We start from the raw sequence: 20,102 nt of genomic DNA on the forward strand, positions 1-20,102 counted from the left end.
CGCAATTAAGGCTATGACGTAATGCAGCTGATCAGAGGCATCCATAACATTCGACCCCATCACTTTGGTTGTGTGTTAACGATAGGTAACTTTGATGGTGTGCACTTGGGACATGTCGAGGTTTTAAAAGGCCTTGTACAAGACGCTAAGCGCTACAATTTGCCAAGTACAGTTATGTTATTTGAGCGTCAGCCGCAAGAGTTTTTTGCCAAAGATAAAGCACCGGCAAGGCTAACTCGATTAAGAGATAAGTTGGCTTTGTTAGCAAAGCTCGATATTGATCGCGTGATTTGTGTGAGTTTCACTCAACAATTTGCTCAGCAAAGTGCAGAATATTTTGTTCAGCACATATTAGTTGAAAAGCTTGGAGTGAAGGCTTTAACGGTAGGTGATGACTTTAAATTTGGTCATGCACGTCGAGGTGACTTTAATATGCTTAAAGAGATTGGTGAGTCCGTCTCGATGCATGTAAAAAGCACGGCCAGTTTACGCCGCGATGATTGTCGGGTAAGTAGTACTCTGATAAGAGCTGCGCTAGCAAAAGGCGACTTAGATACTGCACATCAAATGTTAGGCCACACATATACCATTGCAGGCCGAGTTATCCATGGCTGGAAAAAAGGCAGAGAACTTGGTTTTCGCACTGCGAATATAGCGTTAAAGCGACAAGTGATCCCCGTACAAGGGGTTTTTGCTGTTCGGGTCAATTTAAATGGCAAGCAGTACAAAGGTGTGGCTAATGTTGGTACAAAACCAACGCTAAATGGCACCAAGGCCTTGTTAGAGGTACACCTGTTTGATTTTAATCAAGATGTTTACGGACATTTTATGCAAGTGGAGCTGGTTAAAAAGCTCCGCAATGAACAAAAATTCGATACATTGCCGCAGTTAACAGCGCAAATAGCAACAGATGTTGCTGACGCTAAGCAATGTTTTAATTTTAAGTAGCCGATACGGAAACTAGGATAAATGAGCGACTACAAACACACTCTGAATTTACCGGAAACTGAGTTTCCAATGCGTGGTAACTTAGCGCAACGCGAACCAAAAATGTTGAAAACTTGGTACGAACAAGACTTATACGGTCAGATCCGCAGCGCGAAAAAAGGTAAGAAGCCATTTATTTTGCATGATGGCCCTCCGTACGCGAATGGTGATATTCACTTAGGTCACTCGGTAAATAAGATCCTTAAAGATATTATTATTAAGTCGAAAACACTATCTGATTTTGATGCGCCGTATGTACCTGGGTGGGACTGTCATGGTCTGCCAATCGAGCTACAGGTAGAGAAAAAAGTGGGCAAGCCTGGTAAAAAAGTGACCGCTGCCGAGTTTCGTGAGAAATGCCGTGCTTATGCGCAAAAGCAAGTCGAAGGTCAAAAAGCTGACTTTAAACGCTTAGGTGTGTTTGGTGACTGGGACAAACCTTATTTGACGATGAACTTTGACTTTGAAGCAAATGCAATTCGAGTGTTAGGTCGTATCATTAAAAGTGGTCATTTGCATAAAGGTGCAAAGCCTGTGCATTGGTGTACTGACTGTGGCTCGGCATTGGCTGAAGCAGAAGTTGAATACCAAGATAAACAATCTCCGGCGATTGACGTAAAGTTTGACTTTGTAGACCAAGCTGCGGTAGTAGCTGCGTTTGATTTAGCCGAAGGTCATGAAGGTGAAGGCAGTGTAGGCACCGTGATTTGGACTACGACGCCATGGACATTACCGGCAAACCGTGCGGTTGCTGTACATGAGGCATTGGAATATGCACTTGTTCAAGTGGAAGATGAAGGTAAAGTTCAACGTCTAATCTTAGGATCTGAGCTAGTCAAAGATGCAATGGACCGTTTTGGCTTTAACCATTTTCACGTATTAGGGTATGTTAAAGGTCAAACCCTTGAGAACTTGCGTGTTGCACACCCATTTTATGACTTCGATGTGCCAGTAATTGTCGCTGAGCATGTAACTACCGACTCGGGTACTGGGGTTGTGCATACAGCACCTGGCCATGGTCAAGAGGATTTCAGCGCTGGTTTAGCGTATGGGTTAGAAGTTGCAAACCCAGTTGGCGCAAACGGTGTTTATTTCCCTGATACGCCATTATTTGGCGGTCAACACGTGTTTAAGGCTAATGCGAGTGTGATTGAAGTGCTGAGTGAAAAAGGCGCATTAATGCATCACCATGCGTTGCAGCATAGCTATCCACATTGCTGGCGCCATAAAACACCAATTATTTTCCGAGCAACACCGCAGTGGTTTGTGAGTATGGATCAGGCTAACTTACGCCAAGACTCTTTAAATGAAATCGCTAAGACACAATGGCTACCTGAATGGGGCGAAAACCGTATTGCAAACATGGTTGAAGGGCGTCCTGACTGGTGTATCTCTCGTCAACGTACGTGGGGAGTGCCAATTGCACTATTTGTAGATAAAGACACTGGCGCTTTGCACCCAAATACTGAAGAATTTATTGAGCAAGTTGCTGTTTTAGTTGAAGGCAAAGGTATTCAAGCGTGGTATGACTTAGATCCGGCAACGCTGTTAGGTGACGACGCTGAGCAATATATGAAAGTGCAAGACACTTTAGATGTGTGGTTTGATTCTGGTGTATCACATGCATGTGTAGTGGATGCACGAGAAGAGCTGACAGGCCCAGCAGATCTATATCTTGAAGGTTCAGATCAGCACAGAGGCTGGTTCATGTCGTCAATGATGACCTCTGTTGCTATTAATGGTCATGCACCATATAAACAAGTTCTGACTCATGGTTTCACTGTTGATGAAAACGGCCGTAAGATGTCAAAGTCTTTAGGTAATGTTATTTCTCCACAGAACATTATGAACAAGCTTGGCGCAGATATTTTACGCTTATGGGTGGCATCAACGGATTACACCGCAGAAATGACGGTATCAGATGAAATATTTAAACGCTCAGCTGATCGTTATCGCCGTATTCGTAACACGAGTCGCTATTTATTGTCGAATTTAAGCGGGTTCAGCCCTGAGACAGATTTAGTGGCAATTGATGATATGGTTGAGCTAGACCGTTGGATTGTATCAAGAGCTGCGCAATTGCAAACCGAAATTTTGGAAGCTTATGATAACTATCAAATGTTGGTAGTGACTCAGAAGCTAATGAATTTCTGTACAGGTGAGCTTGGCTCATTCTACTTAGATGTCATTAAAGACCGTCAGTACACAGCAAAGAGTGATAGCCATGCACGTCGTTCATGTCAGTCAGCACTTTATCATATTGCCGAAGCAATGACCCGTTGGATGGCGCCAATCATGAGCTTTACGGCACAAGAAATTTGGCAGGCATTACCAGGTAAGCGCAGCCAGTTTGTATTTACTGATGTATGGTATGAAGGCCTTAACGATGCCTCTGAAGGACAGTTAAGCAATGAATATTGGCAAGGTGTACTTGCTGTGCGTGATGAAGTGAACCGTGTGTTAGAGAGTGCACGTAAAGAAGAAGTCATTGGCGCGACGTTGCAGGCTGAAGTGACACTTTACACTGATGGCGATTTAGCGAGTGGACTACAAAAGCTAGGTGATGAGCTACGTTTTGTATTACTTACGTCGAAAGTGACTATGGCACCTGCGAGTAACAAACCGGAAGATGCAATTGCCTCTGAAATCGATGGCTTGTTTATCACTGTTGCTGCAACCGACGCTCAAAAGTGTGAGCGTTGTTGGCACTATTGCGATGATGTGGGTAGTCACGAGACACATACTGATATGTGTGGTCGTTGTATTACTAACGTTGAAGGTGACGGCGAACAGCGTCAGTTTGCATAGGAGTATAATGTGACCGACTCAACTCAAAAAAGTGGTTTAGTTTGGTTATGGCTAAGTCTACTGCTCTTTGCAGTAGACTATGTTACCAAAGCTGCAGTAATGGATAGTATGAAACTTTATGAGTCAATCGAGTTGCTGCCATTTTTTAATTTTACCTACATGCACAACTACGGTGCTGCGTTTAGTTTTTTAAGTGAAGCGGGTGGGTGGCAACGTTGGTTTTTAAGTTTTATTGCAGTGGCAATTAGTGCGTTATTGCTATTTTGGCTACGCAAATTACCGGCAAATAACTGGGTTTTGTGTGGTGCTTACTCATTAGTTTTGGCTGGTGCGATAGGAAATTTGGTCGATAGGCTTGTCCATGGTTACGTGATTGACTTTTTACATTTTTACTACCAAAACTGGCATTATCCGGCGTTTAATATTGCTGATATGGCAATTGTAGGTGGTGCTGGTCTATTATTATTTGATGCCTTTAAAGGTGACTCTTCTCAGGAGAAAAAAGCATGAGTGAACAAGTGATAGGGTCTCAGTCTGAGGTGCTTTTTCATTTTTCGATAAAGCTTGAGGATGGCTCTGCTGCTGATTCGACTAAAGTGCATAATAAGCCTGCAAAGTTATTTATGGGCGATGGCAGCTTGACCGAAAACTTTGAAAAATGTTTATTGGGTTTGGTTGTTGGTGACAGTAAGTCATTTGATTTAGAGCCTGACGATGCGTTTGGTCAACCAAACCCGGATAATATTTATTATGTTGACCGTAGTAAATTCGGAGCTGATACACCCGCAGAGGTTGGCAGTATCATTGCATTTACTCAACCAGATGGTACCGATTTGCCAGGGCTCGTACGTGAAGTGGCTGGCGAGTCAGTCACTGTTGACTTTAATCACCCACTGGCAGGTCAAAAGGTGACGTTTGAAGTTGATATTCTTGAGGTAAGCAACTAATGGATATCTTACTAGCCAACCCAAGAGGTTTTTGTGCAGGTGTAGACCGTGCAATAAGCATCGTGGAGCGAGCACTAGATATTTTTGAAAGCCCGATATATGTCCGCCATGAGGTTGTTCACAATAAATATGTTGTGAATGGCCTGAAAGCGCGTGGTGCTGTATTTGTGGAAGAGCTACACCAGGTACCAGACGATAGCATTGTTATTTTTAGTGCACATGGTGTTTCTCAGCAAGTGCGTCAAGAAGCAAAACGACGTGAGCTTAAGGTATTTGACGCAACGTGCCCGTTAGTGACTAAAGTTCATATGGAAGTAACACGAGCGAGTCGTAAGGGCACAGAGTGTATCTTGATAGGCCACCACGGTCACCCAGAAGTCGAGGGCACTATGGGGCAGTATGCCAATGATGATGGTGGTATTTACCTTGTAGAGACACCAGAAGATGTGAACGCATTAGAGATAAAAGACCCGAGCAATGTATTTTATTGTAGTCAGACTACTTTGTCAGTGGATGACACCGCGGATGTGATTGATGCACTCAGGTGTAAATTTCCTAATATACATGGCCCGCGTAAAGATGATATTTGTTACGCAACTCAAAATCGTCAAGATGCAGTACGAGACTTAGCTGATAAAGTTGACGTGTTACTGGTTGTTGGTGCAAAAAATAGCTCGAACTCAAATCGCTTACGTGAACTTGCAGATAAAATGGGCACGACGTCATACTTGATTGATGATGCGAGCAGTATGAGTGAAAGTTGGTTTGATAACATTAGCAGCGTGGGTGTCACTGCGGGGGCATCAGCACCTGAAGTGTTAGTTCAGCAGGTTATTACACGTTTAAAAGAACTTGGGGGGGAAACTGTCATTGAGAACCCAGGTGAAGAAGAAAATGTTGTATTTGCTGTGCCGATTGAATTGCGTTAACTAAGCATGCAGCCATGTTTAAATCACCTGATTTAACCAATGGATTGCTCCCTGCTATAGTCACTGAACGGGGTGTACTGGCTATGCTAGTCGCCTCGCAGACTCTGGCATTATTACTGGCCTTTTCTCCTATGAGTTATGAATCTATTTGGGTTCGGCTGGGCATAATAAGTTTATTTGTTCACTGTGTAAGTGCTATTGGTTTTACTGTACTTTCGTTGCTACAGCATTACTTAAATAGATATTCAGGTATTTTCGAATACAGCGTTATTGTCATCGTATTCCAAGTAATCACTTTCCTATTAAGCTTAAGTGTTGCCGTATTTGAGGTGACATCTGCAGAGTTTCTTGATTGGCCTTTTATTGCCAAGAATAGCGCAATTTGTCTATTTGTTACTTTTTTATTTTTGCATTTCATGGCTATTTTTCGCGATAAAATTACCACGTATGCTACTTTATCTAGATTAGAACTTGATGCTTTACATGCTAGGATCAGACCGCATTTCTTTTACAATAGTTTAAATACGATTGCAGAACTTACACAACAAGACTCAGACTCCGCTGAGCAAGCAGTATTAACGCTCGCAAATTTATCGCAATGGGCTATGCATCCTAATAAGCTAGTTCCGCTTACTGAAGAACTTGCATTATCAAAGAAGTATATTGAACTTGAGCGGTGGCGTTTTGGAAATAAAATGTCAGTCCATTGGTCTCTTCCATCTACTATACCCGATATTTTGGTGCCAGTTTTAACAGTTCAACCCTTAGTTGAAAATGCAATAAATTATGGTATTGAAGGACTTATCGCCGGCGGTGAAATAAGCATTTCAGTTGAAGCATTCGACCATGCCGTAAAAGTTACCATCAGTAATACGATAGGTACTGATGTTTCCAAACATAAAGGGCAAGGTATGGCACAACGCAATATAAAAGAACGCCTTGATTTGCATTATGGTCCAGAAGCAAAACTCGAAATAAAACAAGCAAATAAGCGTTATTTTGCCTCTCTAACTCTTCCTCAACAGGTGAAGCTGTGAAGTATTTAATTGCAGATGATGAACCACTAGCGCGACAAAGAGCCAAAAGGTTAATGGGTAATCTTTCTGGCTTTGATTGCTGTGGTATGGCGGAGCATGGAGCGCAAGTGTTAGAGCTTGTGAATCAAGAAAACCCGGATGTACTATTGCTTGATATTGATATGCCAGGGTTGAGTGGTTTAGAAGTGGCTCAGCGCTTAAGTGATTCGAATCATAATATTAAGATTGTTTTTGTAACGGCTCACCCTGAATTTGCATTAGATGCGTTTCACGTGTTTGCATCAGGCTTTCTGGTAAAGCCTGTACAGTTTGAACAGTTAGAAGCTGTTATGTCTCGATTTTATTCTCCGAAAATCCAATATCAACTGGCAGGACAAACCCGTTCGGTGGATGTTGCTCAGATAATGGTTGCCAAAGCGGAAGATAAGTACACCCATATTTGGTTTAAAGGAGGAGAGGCAGTTATTGATGAAAGTCTTAAAAGCTTACTAGCGACTTACCCTCAAGCGTTTATTCAGATACATCGAAACACATTAGTACGGCGCAATGCAATTGAATCCCTGAGGTCATCATCATCTGGGTTGTTACTAAAATTAAAAGGATTTTCTGAGCTTTTACCTGTAAGCCGACGCGCAGCAAAAGACCTTAAAGGTCTCATCTAACGGTTGTTAATCTATCATGTTCCTTTGCGGTTTTTAGTATCAGCCAAGATTAAATACACTTCCTCCCTCGTCTTATAGCCGCCTGCTTCATAGGCAATCCGTTCATCTGAGATTTTGACCGTTCAGAGAATTGGTTATTGAGTTATATTTAGAATATTTTATTCTTAATATAGCAAAGATTTTCACCTGAGGTTTTTTAATGGTCCCCTCTTACAGCCGTCAAAAAGGTTTTACGCTATTGGAAGTACTCATTGCATTTATGGTACTGAGTTTTGGGTTATTGGGCGCAGTAGCGCTGCAAGCAAAAGCCAAACAAGCGAGTTTCGATTCTATGCAGCGAGCGGCAGCCGTCGCGCTAGCAAATGATATTATGCAGAGGATCAGAGTCAATGATTCAGTGCAATTGTCGAGTAATTATAAGTTAACATTCACAAGCCAGACCCCATTAAATGCGCAACGACGTTGTTTTGGTGCGCAGTGTTCGAGTGCAGCAATTGCTGCGCTAGATTTAGAGCAATGGAAATTAGCGATTAGGGCGAGAGAGAATACCGGTACCTTGGATGACACAACGGTGTGTATTAATCCTCAGTTATCGGCAGGGACCCAAGGTCGAGGTTTTGATGTTGAAGTGATTGTGTCATGGCGCGGCAGACAAAAAATGAAGGCAACGGATGAAACTAAAGCGATAAACTGCGGCACAAATGATGATCAACGTCGACTGGTTGTGCTGAATAGCTTTGTTTTTGCGAGGGGGATTTAATGAAAAAGAATGGGTTTTCTCTGCTTGAGTTAATGATATCTATGTTCATTGGGGTATTGATTTTAGGAGGGGTTATTGCCACTTATGTAAGTATGAAGGTGACAACCCGGGATACGATGGCAATCGGTGAAATGCAAGAAACAGGTCGGTTAGCGTTATCTATTTTGCAACGCGATATTGAACAAATCGGGTTTTGGGGAACCTTTTATGATGAGGGGTTTACTGAGGAAAATGTTGAAAGTGTTGCAAACCCAAACAATGATTGTTTCGGCGGGCTAAATAATGGCAGTTTCCCTGATGAAACCCCTACAAACTTTAGACCTGTGTATGCAGAGGTGTCAGATGGCTCTAACGTGTTAGATTGTATTGGAGACAGCGTTAAAAATACCGATGTGATTCAACTGAAGTTATTAGAAGGAAATCCAGTTACTATTGATGGGGGAAAGGCCCAAGATATTAACCGTAATCGATTTTATTTTATTGCAGATCAAGAACGAGCAGAATTTGTTTCTGGTGCAAGCCCCATAAACGTACCGACGGTAAATTCAACAGTATGGCCTTATAGCCATCATGTTTATTACCTAACCACTGAGGAAATAACCATAAATAATATTAAGCGAGATATTCCTATTTTGAAACGTCTACGCTTAACTGCTAGCGGAATGTTCCAAGAGCCAGTCATGGAAGGTATCGAAGATTTTAGATTGGTTTTTGGGTTGGACACCAATGGTGATTTTCGGGTTGACACGTATCGAAGTACGCCTGATATGACAGCATCAAACTGGGAAAATGATGATGGTATTTTAACCGTGCAAATTTATCTGCTTGTAAGAGCGCTAGAGCCGGACCCTGGCTTGAAGTTAAATAGTCGCACCTACACATTAGGCTTTGATGCTGACCGCAGAACGCATACCTTTTCAGATAATTATCGACGTACTGTTTTTTCTACCACCATCAGACTTAATGGGACTATGGCATGGCGAATATAAAGAATCAAAGTGGCATTGTACTGGTAACCGCGATGATCATGATTGTTGCAGTGACTGCAGTGGCTGTGACCTTAATGAGTAGCAGTAGTATTGATTTAAAGATAACCAATGCAGCACAAGAGCGTGAGCAAGCAGAGAACTTACTGGTTGGAGAGGTACAGAGGGTTATTCTAGAAGAGGGGAATCGCAATAGTCAGAGCCGTTTCTTGATGTCAGTTAATCAACTTGAATTAGCTGAGAATAATACATTTGATGGGATGCATGGCACGGATAATGTCATGCGAGGCTTAAATAACGGCCCAAAAGAGTTGGATTGCCCTCGGTCATTTAAATATACCAAAGGCATTGTTTGTAACTTAACTGAGATCAGCACGACAGTAGAATATGGTACACGAGCAAAGCATCGGATTACAGTTGTGGTGGGTGTTGGCCAGCAGATGATCAGTGCGAGCGCGGGGAAATAATATGAAAAATATGATGCTAATTTTATTGCTTGGCTGCGTGGCAACATTTCAATCAATAGCCGAAGATATAGAGCTTTACGTAAAACATAATATAGAGGTAGATGAAAAGCCTCGGGTGATGATTATTTTTGATACCTCGGGCAGTATGGCGTTCTCGAGTCAAACAGGTCGCAGTTGTGGCTATGACTATTATCGAGGTCGCTATAATTTATGCTCAGATAGCCGTCTAGGTGTGGCTAAAAGTGCCATTACTGAGTTAGTGAACAACAATACAGATATAGAGTTTGGTTTGATGCGCTTTAATGGCAGTAGTGGTGGATATGTTTTAGCACGCATAGGTGCTAATCAGTCAACTATAAAATCGCAAATTGGGAGTTTGGTTGCCAATGGTGCAACGCCTTTAAGTGAAACGTTATGGGAGGCATATTTATACCTGACAGGTGGCACGCGTTTTTATGCTTCAAATATCAGGGGAAGAGACACCAGTATTGAAACTGGTAATTCATACATCTCGCCATTCCATCAAAATGCAAGTGACCCTGAGCGCTGTGATAATTCGGTCAACCTTATTCTAATGACGGATGGCGACCCATCAAATGATAGTCAGCAAAATGGTAATATTAATAATTTACATGTTAATACATTTGGCACAAGTACACCTGTTTACAACAATAATTATATGGCAGCATTAGCAAAGTCTATTCATGGTGATAGTTCGACTCCGGTTGATTTGTATTCGAGCTCGGGTACTAAAACCCATACTGGGCGAGTTTATACTATCGGCTTTGGTAATGGCATGAGTAGCTCAGGGAAAAACATTCTTGAGAAAACAGCAGAGCTCGGTGGTGGGCAATATTTACAAGCCAATACCTCATCTCAGTTATCAGCGGCATTCGAGTCGGTAACGAACAGCATTCGTCAAGAGGCCGACAGTTTTGCTTTACCTATCGCGGCCAATACAGGTAATCAAACAAAAAGCAGCGACTCTTTGTATTACACCATGTTTTTACCAGAAACTCATACACGATGGAAAGGCAATCTGAAAAAGCTCAAAGTACAGGACAATAAATTGTTAGTTGATATGGCTGGAAAAGCTGCAATCGATATTGATGGGAAAATAGATAAAAATGCCACAACATTCTGGTCTGAACCTGGTTCAAAAGATGGCAATGCGGTTGATAAGGGGGGTGTAAATTACCAATTGAGCCAACAAAACACCCGTAAAATTTACTCTGACTTTGGTGATGCAGCATTACATGACTTTACATATGCTGAAGCACTTCGCCAGTATGGCAATGATATTGATATATATGCAGATAAAATGAATGCATCTTCAACGGAGTTGCCTAGTATTATGCAGTGGGCAAGAGGTATAGACGTTGATGATGAAGATAAAGATCGTAATGATGTTGAACGTCGGGAAACGATTTTTGGCGACCCGCTGCATTCTAAAGTGGTGTCTATCACTTATAGTACAGGAGGAAACCCAGACACACGGTTAATAATTGGCACGAACGCCGGCTTTTTACATATGTTTAAAGATGAAGGCAATACGATGACCGAAAGCTGGGCCTTCATTCCGGAAAGTTTACTACCCGTACTTAAAGCACAAAAAAATAGCCAAGAAGACACCAAGTTATATGGCGTTGATGGATACTCGACAATTTATCACGATGATCGAGATGGCGATAATATCGTATCATCTGGTGATAAAGTTTGGTTGTTTTTTGGTATGCGCCGTGGTGGTAATCAATATTATGCTTTAGATATTACTAACCCTGATTCACCTAAAATGATGTGGGGAGGGCCTATTACAGGAGGGAGCGGTGACTTTGCAAAGCTCGGTCAAACGTGGGCTAAGCCCTTAGTAACTCACATAGAAAATCAAGGTGATGATCCTGTGGTTATATTTACCGCAGGGTATGATACCAATAAAGACAATGTTTCCAAAAGTAATGACTCCATTGGGGAGGGAGTTTTTATTGTTAAGGCTGAAACTGGGGAGCTAGTTTGGGCGTTAACACGTGATAATGGTTTTAAAGGTCGTCATAGTATCGTAGGTGGAGTGGCCGCGTTGGACTCGAACTACGATGGTTTTGACGACCGGTTGTATATGGCCGATACCGGAGGTGGGGTATGGCGAATTGATATGCCCGGTGCTGATCCAACGGACTCAGATAAGCCGTGGACACACTTTAGATTGGCTCAATTGGCCGGTAACTCAGTGGCAACGGATAGGCGTTTTTACCATGCCCCCATAGTGGCAAGAACTTATTTTAGTAAGGTATCAGTTACGGAAACCAGCAATGGTGATTTAAAAACACGAAAAGACACACCTTACGAAGCCATACTAGTTGGATCAGGTAACCGTACTCGTCCTTCGTCGACCGGCACGGTTGATTTCTTATTCATGATAAGGGATGAAAACTCGGTGACTAAGTCATTTGAGGGAGATGATATTCCTGAAACGATTAAAGTAAAAGACTTATTGAACGTTACAAACGACCCTTTTTCTAAGCGATTAAGTAATTATGAAAGGTTTACTGATTTAGAAGGGACGCTAGGCACATTTCATGGCTGGAAGTACCGCTTGAGCGCATCTGAAAAGTCATTGTCAGAAGCATCTGTCGCGGGAGGGGTTGCTTACTTTACATCATTTACTCCACCTACTACAGCCACAAAGTGTGAAGTAGAAGCGGGGGCTGGCAAACTTTATGCGTTTCACCTTCATTACGGTACTAAGGTCTATAATAGTTTGAGTTTTGATACGCAAACTGACGTACCCGAGGCACCTCAGCCTTACTTTACCTGTGAAAAACCGACAGGGGTTTCAAGCTCAGATTCAAACTATTGCAGAGCCGTAGTGAGAATGATAGGGCCAGCCATTGCTTCAAGTGACGATAGTGAAAGCTATGGACCTACATCGGGTGTGCCATTTATTACGCCAGAAGTGAAAGGGGATGGTGTGCCGGTTACAATAGATGGAGAAGTGGTGTTAACAGCGGCGCCTTTAAATTTTGGTTTGCAAACACAGCAATTATATATTTATAAAAGGGAAGAACATGATGAGAAATAATGCAAAATGGCAACACGGTTTTACCTTGATAGAAGTAATGATGGTTATCGCAATAATTGGTATTTTGGTGGCGATTGGTATCCCAAACTATGAACGTTATGCAAAAAGAGCAGCACGTGCCGATGCTATGGTGATCTTATTGGATGCGGCAAATAAGCAAGAGCAATTTTTTGTAGATAACCGGCAGTATACAACAGACTTAGAGGACATCGGGGTCTCGGCAACAAGCGAGAACGGTTATTTTTCGATTGCCGCTACGGTGAATAATAGTACATTCGTTATCACTGCGACCGCCCAAGGAGGTCCTGTGAGCTCAGACACCATGTGTACAACGTTAACAATTAATGAACTAGGGTTGAAAGGGTATACAGGCTTGGCAAAAAACGCAGATGAGTGCTGGGAGCGGTAAACCAGTCACTTACACTTATTGGTCGCTCTTAATCTAGAGCGACCTGCTAAGCTTAGCGTTAGTTCAAGTCCAACGGGTTTACCTGATTTATTTTCAGTGCAATATACAAAAGTGCCATTAGTAAACCCTTTTATACTGCCGTTCGGTTTAAAAATAATGGCTCGTCGCGGGTATGTCAGGGTGTGTGCCAAAGTGATGCCATCAATAAGAATCAGTCGTTTATCATTTGGACCAAATGTCCGTAATACTTGATTGTCTATAAAAACAGTCAGCGGCTCATGCCAGCGATTAGGGTGACACTTATTTTTAATGAGTGGGCATATCGTGATATTTTTGTCTAAGATCATGGCCTGACTTCTTGCTAGTGTTAGTGTTTTTTTCACCAGACGCAAGTGCTGCTCGGGTAGGTGGCTCGATAATATCTCTGAGTAACTGGCTAAAGAAAGTAGGAATAAAATACTCATAATAGCCACTGCTATCAGAGTTTCTATTAACGTAAACGCACCATTTTTTTGTATAGTTGAGGTATCCATCCGTGGATCTCCATATCGCTTATTTAGTAACTCTAGTCAAAAATGAGAATTCGTCAATTCAACCCATGTTTACGATATGTATCGTTACTCTTTTATTTTGTTATGGACAGCTTTGTGTGACATCGCCTTTATAAAAAGCATTACCCGATACAGCCAATGTGAGTTCTTTGCTCTTTTCGTCACCACCTGATGGGCAATAAATAAATCTACCAGTGGAAGATGTTACTCTGCCACTACTATCAAAGCGAATTCTGCGTGAGCCATTAAATGTTAATTTATCACCGTTAGGTAATAAATCCATAGCACGCAATAAAGTATCATTGTTGTCATAAGCACCGCTATTATCGGCGTCAATAAACACGATGACATTGTTATTCGACCAGTTATTCTCACACGACATGTTACTACGGGTCGCCAGCTTCGAAGGGTTGACAGGGCAGGCAATGACAATTTCATCACTGGTTGTTGCCTTTGCTCTGGCAAATGAGATAGTTCTTTTTAAGTCGAGCAAAAATGCTTCTGAACGATTGTTTTGTGCTAAGTTGTTGCTACCAGATAAGGCGAGAGCGGCGAGTATGCCTAAGATAGCAATTGCGATTAATAATTCGATTAAGGTGAAGCCACGTATATTTCTCATTGTATACTCCAAGGCTAAAGAGCGAGGTTCATACTTTAGTTTTACTCATTATGACGTTGTTTTTTGTTGAGATCCAATCTCTTTGTTTGCTAACGGTTTTAGGATTGACTAAAATCGACACACTGCCAATGGAAAACTAAAGAATCATGAAGAAAATAGAAGCAATAATAAAGCCATTTAAATTAGATGATGTAAGAGAAGCATTATCAGATATTAGTATTACCGGTATGACCGTATGTGAAGTAAAAGGGTTTGGTCGTCAAAAAGGCCATACAGAGCTGTACCGAGGTGCTGAATACATGGTTGATTTTCTGCCTAAAGTTAAGCTCGATATTGTATTAGCAGATGAAGATGTCGATAGGGCTATTGATGTTATTCTCAAGACGGCGCAAACAGGTAAAATAGGTGATGGAAAAATATTTGTGACTGATGTTGAGCGCGTTGTACGTATTCGTACTGGTGAAGAAGACGAAGAAGCGATTTAAATGGGATTGGTTCTAAACTAAAAAGCCGCATTAATATTGCGGCTTTTTGTTATTCAATAAGAAGTTAACGCTTGTTTAGAGCTCTAGTTTGCTTAGCATGTTCACTTAAATCACGTAATCCCAGTTTGTCATAACTTTTTTCCATGATCATAAGGGCTTCATTGAGGTAGCTACTTTGAGAGTAATGCTCAACAACATATTTTCCACGGTTAGCAGCCGCAAGGAACGCTTCACGTTCAAAGTAATATTCAGCCACTTTTATTTCGTATCGAGCCATTCTATTTAACAACCAACCGAGACGCTTCTTAGCTTCTGTTATATAAGGGCTGCTCGGATAGCTTTTTACGAGTGTAGATAAGTCTTGAAAAGCAACTCTAGTGCGACTTGCATCGCGGTCAGCTCGGTCAACACCAAAGTATTCTTGAAACGCATTTTTATCCGCTTTAATATTTACCAAGCCACGCATGTAATACATGTAGTCTAAGTTTTTATGGTTTGGGTTTAAGCGAATAAAACGGTCGATAGTGGCAAGCGCCTGTTCTGTATTGCCTGTTTGATAATGTGCAAACACTAAATCCATCTGTACTTGGCGTGAATAAGGGCCAAATGGGTAGCGAGAGTTGATAGCACTTAATAGTTCAATGGCTCTAGCATAAAGTCCGGAGTCTAATGTTTGTTTTGCGTCATCATATAATGCTTGCGCTGATTTATTTGGTACGCGTTCGATATCTTCTTGTTCTGGTGCGGACGAACATGCCGCTAATCCTAAAAATGAGGCGCTTACTACGATAGCAAAGGCGCGCTTCCCTAAGTTCATTATCATTTTATTTTACTACCTTTGTTGTCTTCGGCTAGGCCAAGTGGGCAAAACCGAGTAAACTATGCAATTATGCGATTCTAACCCAGTCGAGCAAAGCTTGCACTGGTAATTTAGGTAAAGTTACAGATGTCAGAGCAAATTTCTCTTCAAGCTGAAGTCCCTACTGAGCTAGGTGGTAAACGTCTAGACCAAATTTTGGCGCAATTGTTCCCCGATTTTTCACGTTCAAGAATAAAAACGTGGATTTTGGATGATAAAATCACCGTTGATGGTGAAGTATTTAATACGCCTAGAGAAAAGTTACTAGGTGGTGAAGTGGTGGCTATTGAAACGCTTATTGAAGCACCTCGTGAATATGAGGCACAAGATATCCCGTTAAATATTGTTTATGAAGACGATGATATTTTAGTGATCAATAAATCGATGGGCTTAGTTGTGCATCCTGGCGCGGGCAACCCTGATGGGACTGTATTAAATGCATTACTGCATCATCACCCTGATATTATTAATGTGCCTCGTGCAGGTATTGTGCATCGTCTAGATAAAGATACGACAGGCTTGATGGTGGTAGCAAAAACGATTCAAGCACAAACTCATTTGGTAAAGAACTTACAGGCACGTGAAAACTTTACGCGTGAATATGAAGCTTTATGTAATGGCACAATGACCGCGGGTGGCATGGTTGAAAAGCCGATAGGTCGTCATGCAACTAAGCGTACACATATGGCTATTCATGAAATGGGCAAGCCTGCAATCACGCATTACCGTGTTGCTGAGAAGTTTAGAGCGCACACGCGTTTACGTTTACGATTAGAAACGGGTCGTACTCACCAAATTCGTGTTCACATGGCGCATTTAAATCACCCTCTCATTGGCGATCAACTTTACGGTGGCCGACCACGCCCACCACGTAATGCGACACCTGAGTTATTTGCTCAACTAAGAGACTTCAAACGCCAAGCACTGCATGCGATTAAATTGAGTATCGCGCATCCGATCACTGGTGAAATAATGACATGGGAAGCGCCTATTCCTGATGACATGCAAATAGTCACTGAAGCATTGCGTGCTGATACGAAAGAAAACCCCGATTTGGCGCTGTAGCTTTTGTTGTGATCCTCCCTAGTTGGCCAGTTCAAGATAAAGTCGGTGCATTATCAACCACACGTTGTGATGGTGCATCGACGGGCCCTTTCTCAAGCTTTAACTTAGGTTATCATGTGGGTGATGACCGCGATGCTGTTATAAAAAATCATCAAAACCTGAGCGATTACTTGCCAGCTAGAGCCATTTGGCTTGAACAAATACACGGCGATCGTGTACTTGTTGTAAATGAAAAAAAGCCGATTATGCCATGGCCTCAAGCGGATGCTTTGTATACTAATATACGGTTGCAACCGCTTGCTATTATGACTGCTGATTGTTTACCCATATTAATAGCGAGCAAATGCGGTGGAGAAGTTGCTGCCGTGCATGGCGGGTGGCGACCTTTGGCTGCTGGTATATTGGCGAATACGCTAGCGAAGTTTCATTGTAAACCGAGTGATATTTTTGCTTGGTTGGGTCCTGCAATCGGCCCTAATGCGTTTGAGGTTGGCCCTGAAGTTGTTACGCAATTTTGTGATTTAGATAGCGCACATCGTAGCGACTTTGTTGAACAAAATACGGGTAAATATTTGGCCGATATATTCGCTATTGCGACTCGTCAGTTAGCCGAATTAGGCGTGATTAAGGTGTATACTGATAAACTATGTACTGTTTCTGATCCTCAACATTTTTTCTCTTATCGACGTGATGGTCAAACAGGTCGTATGGCCAGTGTGATCTGGCGCAATTAATCCAAAGAGTTTTCAGTTTTTTGACTTGAAGATTTCACAAATCATACCCATTTAATAACAAGTTATAGTTATAAATAGGTATATACCTTATGCGTTTGGACCGATTTACCAGTAAATTTCAAGCAGCACTTTCTGATGCCCAATCATTAGCTTTGGGCCGAGACCATCAATTTATTGAACCAGTGCATTTAATGTATGCTTTGTTGCAGCAAACAGGCTCAAGTGTACGCGCACTGCTAGCGCAAGCTGGGATTAGTGCTGATGAGCTGAATACTAAGTTATCTCAAGCCATTGAGAAAGTATTTAAAGTTGAAGGCATTGGTGGAGACGTTCAGTTATCACATAATTTAATTGGTTTGATCAACTTATGTGATAAGTACGCACAAAAGCGTAAAGATAAATATATTTCAAGCGAACTATTTGTTTTTTCAGCGTGCGAAGACAAAGCTGACTTAGGCGAGATTTTCAAGGCACTGAATATTACTCAACCTAAAATCGAGGCGGCGATAAAAGCCATTCGAGGTGGTCAAAAGGTTGATAATCCAAATGCAGAAGAAACACGTCAAGCGCTTGAAAAGTACACTGTTGACTTAACTGAGCGTGCCGAGCAAGGGAAGTTAGATCCCGTCATCGGCAGAGACGATGAGATTCGTCGTACGATTCAGGTTTTACAACGAAGAACTAAAAATAACCCCGTTTTAATTGGTGAGCCAGGGGTCGGTAAAACAGCCATTGTTGAAGGGCTGGCACAACGAATTATCAATGGCGAGGTCCCTGAAGGATTGAAGAATAAACGTGTTCTTTCGCTTGACCTAGGAGCATTGGTAGCTGGGGCAAAGTACCGAGGTGAGTTTGAAGAACGTTTGAAATCTGTTCTAAACGAGCTATCCAAGGAAGAAGGCCAAGTTATTTTATTTATTGATGAAATACATACGATGGTTGGCGCTGGAAAAACAGACGGCGCAATGGATGCAGGCAATATGCTAAAACCCGCTTTGGCGCGTGGAGAACTGCACTGTGTGGGAGCAACCACACTTGATGAATATCGACAATATATTGAAAAAGATGCCGCATTGGAGCGCCGTTTTCAGAAAGTATTTGTCAGTGAGCCAAATGTGGAAGACACCATCGCAATATTGCGAGGGTTAAAAGAGCGGTACGAGTTACATCATTCTGTTGATATCACCGACCCAGCAATTGTTGCAGCGGCCAACTTGTCACATCGTTATATTTCTGATCGCCAATTGCCAGATAAAGCAATTGATTTGATTGATGAGGCTGGGAGCTCTATACGCCTACAAATTGACTCAAAGCCTGAACAGTTGGATAAGTTGGAGCGTCGGATCATTCAGCTCAAACTCGAAGATAATGCATTGGCTAAAGAAAAAGATGAAGCGAGCCAAAAGCGTCGTTCGCAGATGCAAGCATTAATATCTGAATTGGAAGGGGAGTATCGAGAATTAGATGAAGTTTGGAATGCTGAAAAGGCATCATTGCAGGGTACACAAGTCATCAAGGCTGAGTTGGAACAAAGCCGCTTAGATTTAGAAGTTGCCAGACGGGCAAGTGACTTGCAGCGCATGTCAGAATTGCAATACGGCCGAATCCCCGAATTAGAACGCAAACTTGACTTAGCATCACAAGCGGAAATGCAAGAAATGAACTTGCTTAAAAATCAAGTCGGTGAAGATGAAATCGCAGAAATATTATCGCGTTGGACAGGGATCCCCGTGGCAAAAATGCTACAAGGTGAACGAGAAAAACTACTCGCAATGGAAGATGAGTTACACGACAAAGTAATTGGTCAAGATGAAGCCGTTCATGCGGTCTCCAATGCGATTCGTCGCTCTAGGGCTGGATTGGCCGATCCTAATCGACCTATTGGTTCATTTTTATTTTTAGGACCAACAGGCGTTGGTAAAACGGAGCTGACCAAAGCATTGGCACACTTTATGTTCGATACTGAAGATGCCATGGTCCGAATAGATATGTCAGAATTCATGGAGAAGCACTCGGTGGCACGACTCGTCGGAGCGCCTCCTGGGTACGTAGGGTATGAAGAAGGCGGATATTTAACTGAGGCGGTAAGACGTCGTCCATATTCAGTTGTATTGCTCGATGAAGTTGAAAAAGCACATCCAGACGTATTTAATATATTGCTGCAAGTATTAGACGATGGACGATTGACTGACGGCCAAGGTCGTACGGTGGATTTTAAGAATACCGTGATCATCATGACCTCAAATTTAGGCTCAGATATTGTTCAGGAGCAAGCAAGTAACAATGATTATGTAGGTCTAAAAAAACGGGTCATGAATGAACTAGCAACGCAATTTAGACCTGAATTTATTAATAGAATCGACGAAACGGTGGTGTTTCATCCATTGATCACAGAGCACATAAAGAAAATAGCGTCGATACAGCTCACTAAACTGACTGCAAGGTTACATGAAAAAGGTTTCCAGTTTGATTTGACCAAAGATGCTTTGGAAAAAATTGCCCAAAGTGGCTTCGATCCCGTATTTGGCGCTCGTCCTTTAAAACGGGCTATTCAACAGTATATTGAAAATCCATTAGCACAAAGGTTGTTATCTGGTGAGTTTGTCAGTGGCGATAGTATTGTGGTTGATGTTCAAGATGAAGAAATTGTTTTTCTAAAATAAGTAACTCTAGGTTTTCTCTAACGTGTTGAGTGGCGTAATAATATAATGTTATTACGCC

Annotated in this window: 19 protein-coding genes; 16 read left to right on the forward strand and 3 right to left on the reverse strand. The window is 42.1% G+C overall.

Features of this window, described 5'->3' with window-relative positions:
- The first annotated feature begins 21 nt into the window (after nucleotides 1-21).
- The 12 genes from ribF to J8L98_RS08660 all read left to right on the forward strand — a co-directional run bounded on the left by ribF (nucleotide 22) and on the right by J8L98_RS08660 (nucleotide 13,068).
- A complete protein-coding gene (gene ribF, locus J8L98_RS08605) occupies nucleotides 22-948 on the forward strand; it encodes a bifunctional riboflavin kinase/FAD synthetase (protein ID WP_192506721.1) in 927 nt (308 codons plus the stop codon).
- A 21-nt stretch (nucleotides 949-969) separates the two neighbouring features.
- Entirely contained in the window at nucleotides 970-3,795 is a 2,826-nt protein-coding gene (ileS, locus tag J8L98_RS08610; RefSeq protein WP_210996094.1) for an isoleucine--tRNA ligase, read from the forward strand.
- A 9-nt stretch (nucleotides 3,796-3,804) separates the two neighbouring features.
- On the forward strand, nucleotides 3,805-4,305 hold the full coding sequence (gene lspA, locus J8L98_RS08615) for a signal peptidase II (protein WP_192506723.1): 501 nt from the start codon (nucleotides 3,805-3,807) through the stop codon (nucleotides 4,303-4,305).
- On the forward strand, nucleotides 4,302-4,742 hold the full coding sequence (fkpB, locus tag J8L98_RS08620) for an FKBP-type peptidyl-prolyl cis-trans isomerase (RefSeq protein ID WP_192506724.1): 441 nt from the start codon (nucleotides 4,302-4,304) through the stop codon (nucleotides 4,740-4,742). Before lspA ends, fkpB begins: the two co-directional genes overlap by 4 nt.
- Nucleotides 4,742-5,671, forward strand: coding sequence for a 4-hydroxy-3-methylbut-2-enyl diphosphate reductase (ispH, locus tag J8L98_RS08625; RefSeq protein ID WP_210996095.1), 930 nt, complete (start codon nucleotides 4,742-4,744; stop codon nucleotides 5,669-5,671). Before fkpB ends, ispH begins: the two co-directional genes overlap by 1 nt.
- A gap of 14 nt (nucleotides 5,672-5,685) precedes the next feature.
- A complete protein-coding gene (locus J8L98_RS08630) occupies nucleotides 5,686-6,708 on the forward strand; it encodes a histidine kinase (protein ID WP_210996096.1) in 1,023 nt (340 codons plus the stop codon).
- A complete protein-coding gene (locus J8L98_RS25160; protein WP_210996097.1) occupies nucleotides 6,705-7,370 on the forward strand; it encodes a LytTR family DNA-binding domain-containing protein in 666 nt (221 codons plus the stop codon). Before J8L98_RS08630 ends, J8L98_RS25160 begins: the two co-directional genes overlap by 4 nt.
- Nucleotides 7,371-7,569: 199 nt before the next feature.
- Nucleotides 7,570-8,130: a type IV pilus modification protein PilV gene (gene pilV, locus J8L98_RS08640; RefSeq protein ID WP_210996098.1), complete on the forward strand. Its 561-nt coding sequence runs from the start codon at nucleotides 7,570-7,572 to the stop codon at nucleotides 8,128-8,130.
- Nucleotides 8,130-9,119 (forward strand): PilW family protein, encoded by a 990-nt coding sequence (locus J8L98_RS08645; RefSeq protein WP_210996099.1) that lies wholly within the window; start codon nucleotides 8,130-8,132, stop codon nucleotides 9,117-9,119. Before pilV ends, J8L98_RS08645 begins: the two co-directional genes overlap by 1 nt.
- Complete coding sequence (locus J8L98_RS08650) at nucleotides 9,107-9,583, forward strand: pilus assembly protein PilX (protein WP_210996100.1); 477 nt, start codon at nucleotides 9,107-9,109, stop codon at nucleotides 9,581-9,583. The genes J8L98_RS08645 and J8L98_RS08650 overlap by 13 nt, the downstream gene beginning before the upstream one ends.
- Before the next feature lies 1 nt (nucleotide 9,584).
- Nucleotides 9,585-12,659, forward strand: a complete 3,075-nt coding sequence (locus J8L98_RS08655; RefSeq protein ID WP_210996101.1) for a PilC/PilY family type IV pilus protein — start codon at nucleotides 9,585-9,587, stop codon at nucleotides 12,657-12,659.
- The gene (locus J8L98_RS08660) at nucleotides 12,646-13,068 is read left to right on the forward strand and encodes a type IV pilin protein (RefSeq protein WP_210996102.1); all 423 of its coding nucleotides are present in this window, start codon (nucleotides 12,646-12,648) and stop codon (nucleotides 13,066-13,068) included. The genes J8L98_RS08655 and J8L98_RS08660 overlap by 14 nt, the downstream gene beginning before the upstream one ends.
- A 5-nt stretch (nucleotides 13,069-13,073) precedes the next feature.
- Here the strand turns inward: J8L98_RS08660 and J8L98_RS08665 are convergent, their stop codons facing one another.
- Both J8L98_RS08665 and J8L98_RS08670 read right to left on the reverse strand, forming a co-directional pair.
- On the reverse strand, nucleotides 13,074-13,601 hold the full coding sequence (locus J8L98_RS08665; RefSeq protein WP_210996151.1) for a GspH/FimT family pseudopilin: 528 nt from the start codon (nucleotides 13,599-13,601) through the stop codon (nucleotides 13,074-13,076).
- 100 nt (nucleotides 13,602-13,701) lie between these two features.
- Entirely contained in the window at nucleotides 13,702-14,238 is a 537-nt protein-coding gene (locus tag J8L98_RS08670) for a GspH/FimT family pseudopilin (protein WP_210996103.1), read from the reverse strand.
- 146 nt (nucleotides 14,239-14,384) lie between these two features.
- Here J8L98_RS08670 and glnB point away from each other — a divergent pair, with 146 nt between their 5' ends.
- Nucleotides 14,385-14,723 (forward strand): nitrogen regulatory protein P-II, encoded by a 339-nt coding sequence (glnB, locus tag J8L98_RS08675; RefSeq protein ID WP_010362263.1) that lies wholly within the window; start codon nucleotides 14,385-14,387, stop codon nucleotides 14,721-14,723.
- Nucleotides 14,724-14,787: 64 nt separating this feature from the next.
- Here the strand turns inward: glnB and J8L98_RS08680 are convergent, their stop codons facing one another.
- On the reverse strand, nucleotides 14,788-15,546 hold the full coding sequence (locus J8L98_RS08680) for an outer membrane protein assembly factor BamD (RefSeq protein ID WP_210996104.1): 759 nt from the start codon (nucleotides 15,544-15,546) through the stop codon (nucleotides 14,788-14,790).
- A 123-nt stretch (nucleotides 15,547-15,669) separates the two neighbouring features.
- Here J8L98_RS08680 and rluD point away from each other — a divergent pair, with 123 nt between their 5' ends.
- From rluD to clpB, 3 genes are all read left to right on the forward strand, one after another.
- Nucleotides 15,670-16,647, forward strand: coding sequence for a 23S rRNA pseudouridine(1911/1915/1917) synthase RluD (gene rluD / locus J8L98_RS08685; RefSeq protein ID WP_192506735.1), 978 nt, complete (start codon nucleotides 15,670-15,672; stop codon nucleotides 16,645-16,647).
- A gap of 8 nt (nucleotides 16,648-16,655) precedes the next feature.
- Nucleotides 16,656-17,381 carry a peptidoglycan editing factor PgeF gene (pgeF, locus tag J8L98_RS08690; protein ID WP_210996105.1) on the forward strand — a complete coding sequence of 242 codons (726 nt, stop codon included), beginning with the start codon at nucleotides 16,656-16,658 and terminating at the stop codon, nucleotides 17,379-17,381.
- Between the two features lie 89 nt (nucleotides 17,382-17,470).
- Nucleotides 17,471-20,044 (forward strand): ATP-dependent chaperone ClpB, encoded by a 2,574-nt coding sequence (clpB, locus tag J8L98_RS08695; RefSeq protein ID WP_210996106.1) that lies wholly within the window; start codon nucleotides 17,471-17,473, stop codon nucleotides 20,042-20,044.
- Nucleotides 20,045-20,102 lie beyond the last annotated feature (58 nt).

The organism is Pseudoalteromonas sp. MMG013, assembly GCF_018100885.1.
GTDB lineage: Bacteria > Pseudomonadota > Gammaproteobacteria > Enterobacterales > Alteromonadaceae > Pseudoalteromonas > Pseudoalteromonas aurantia.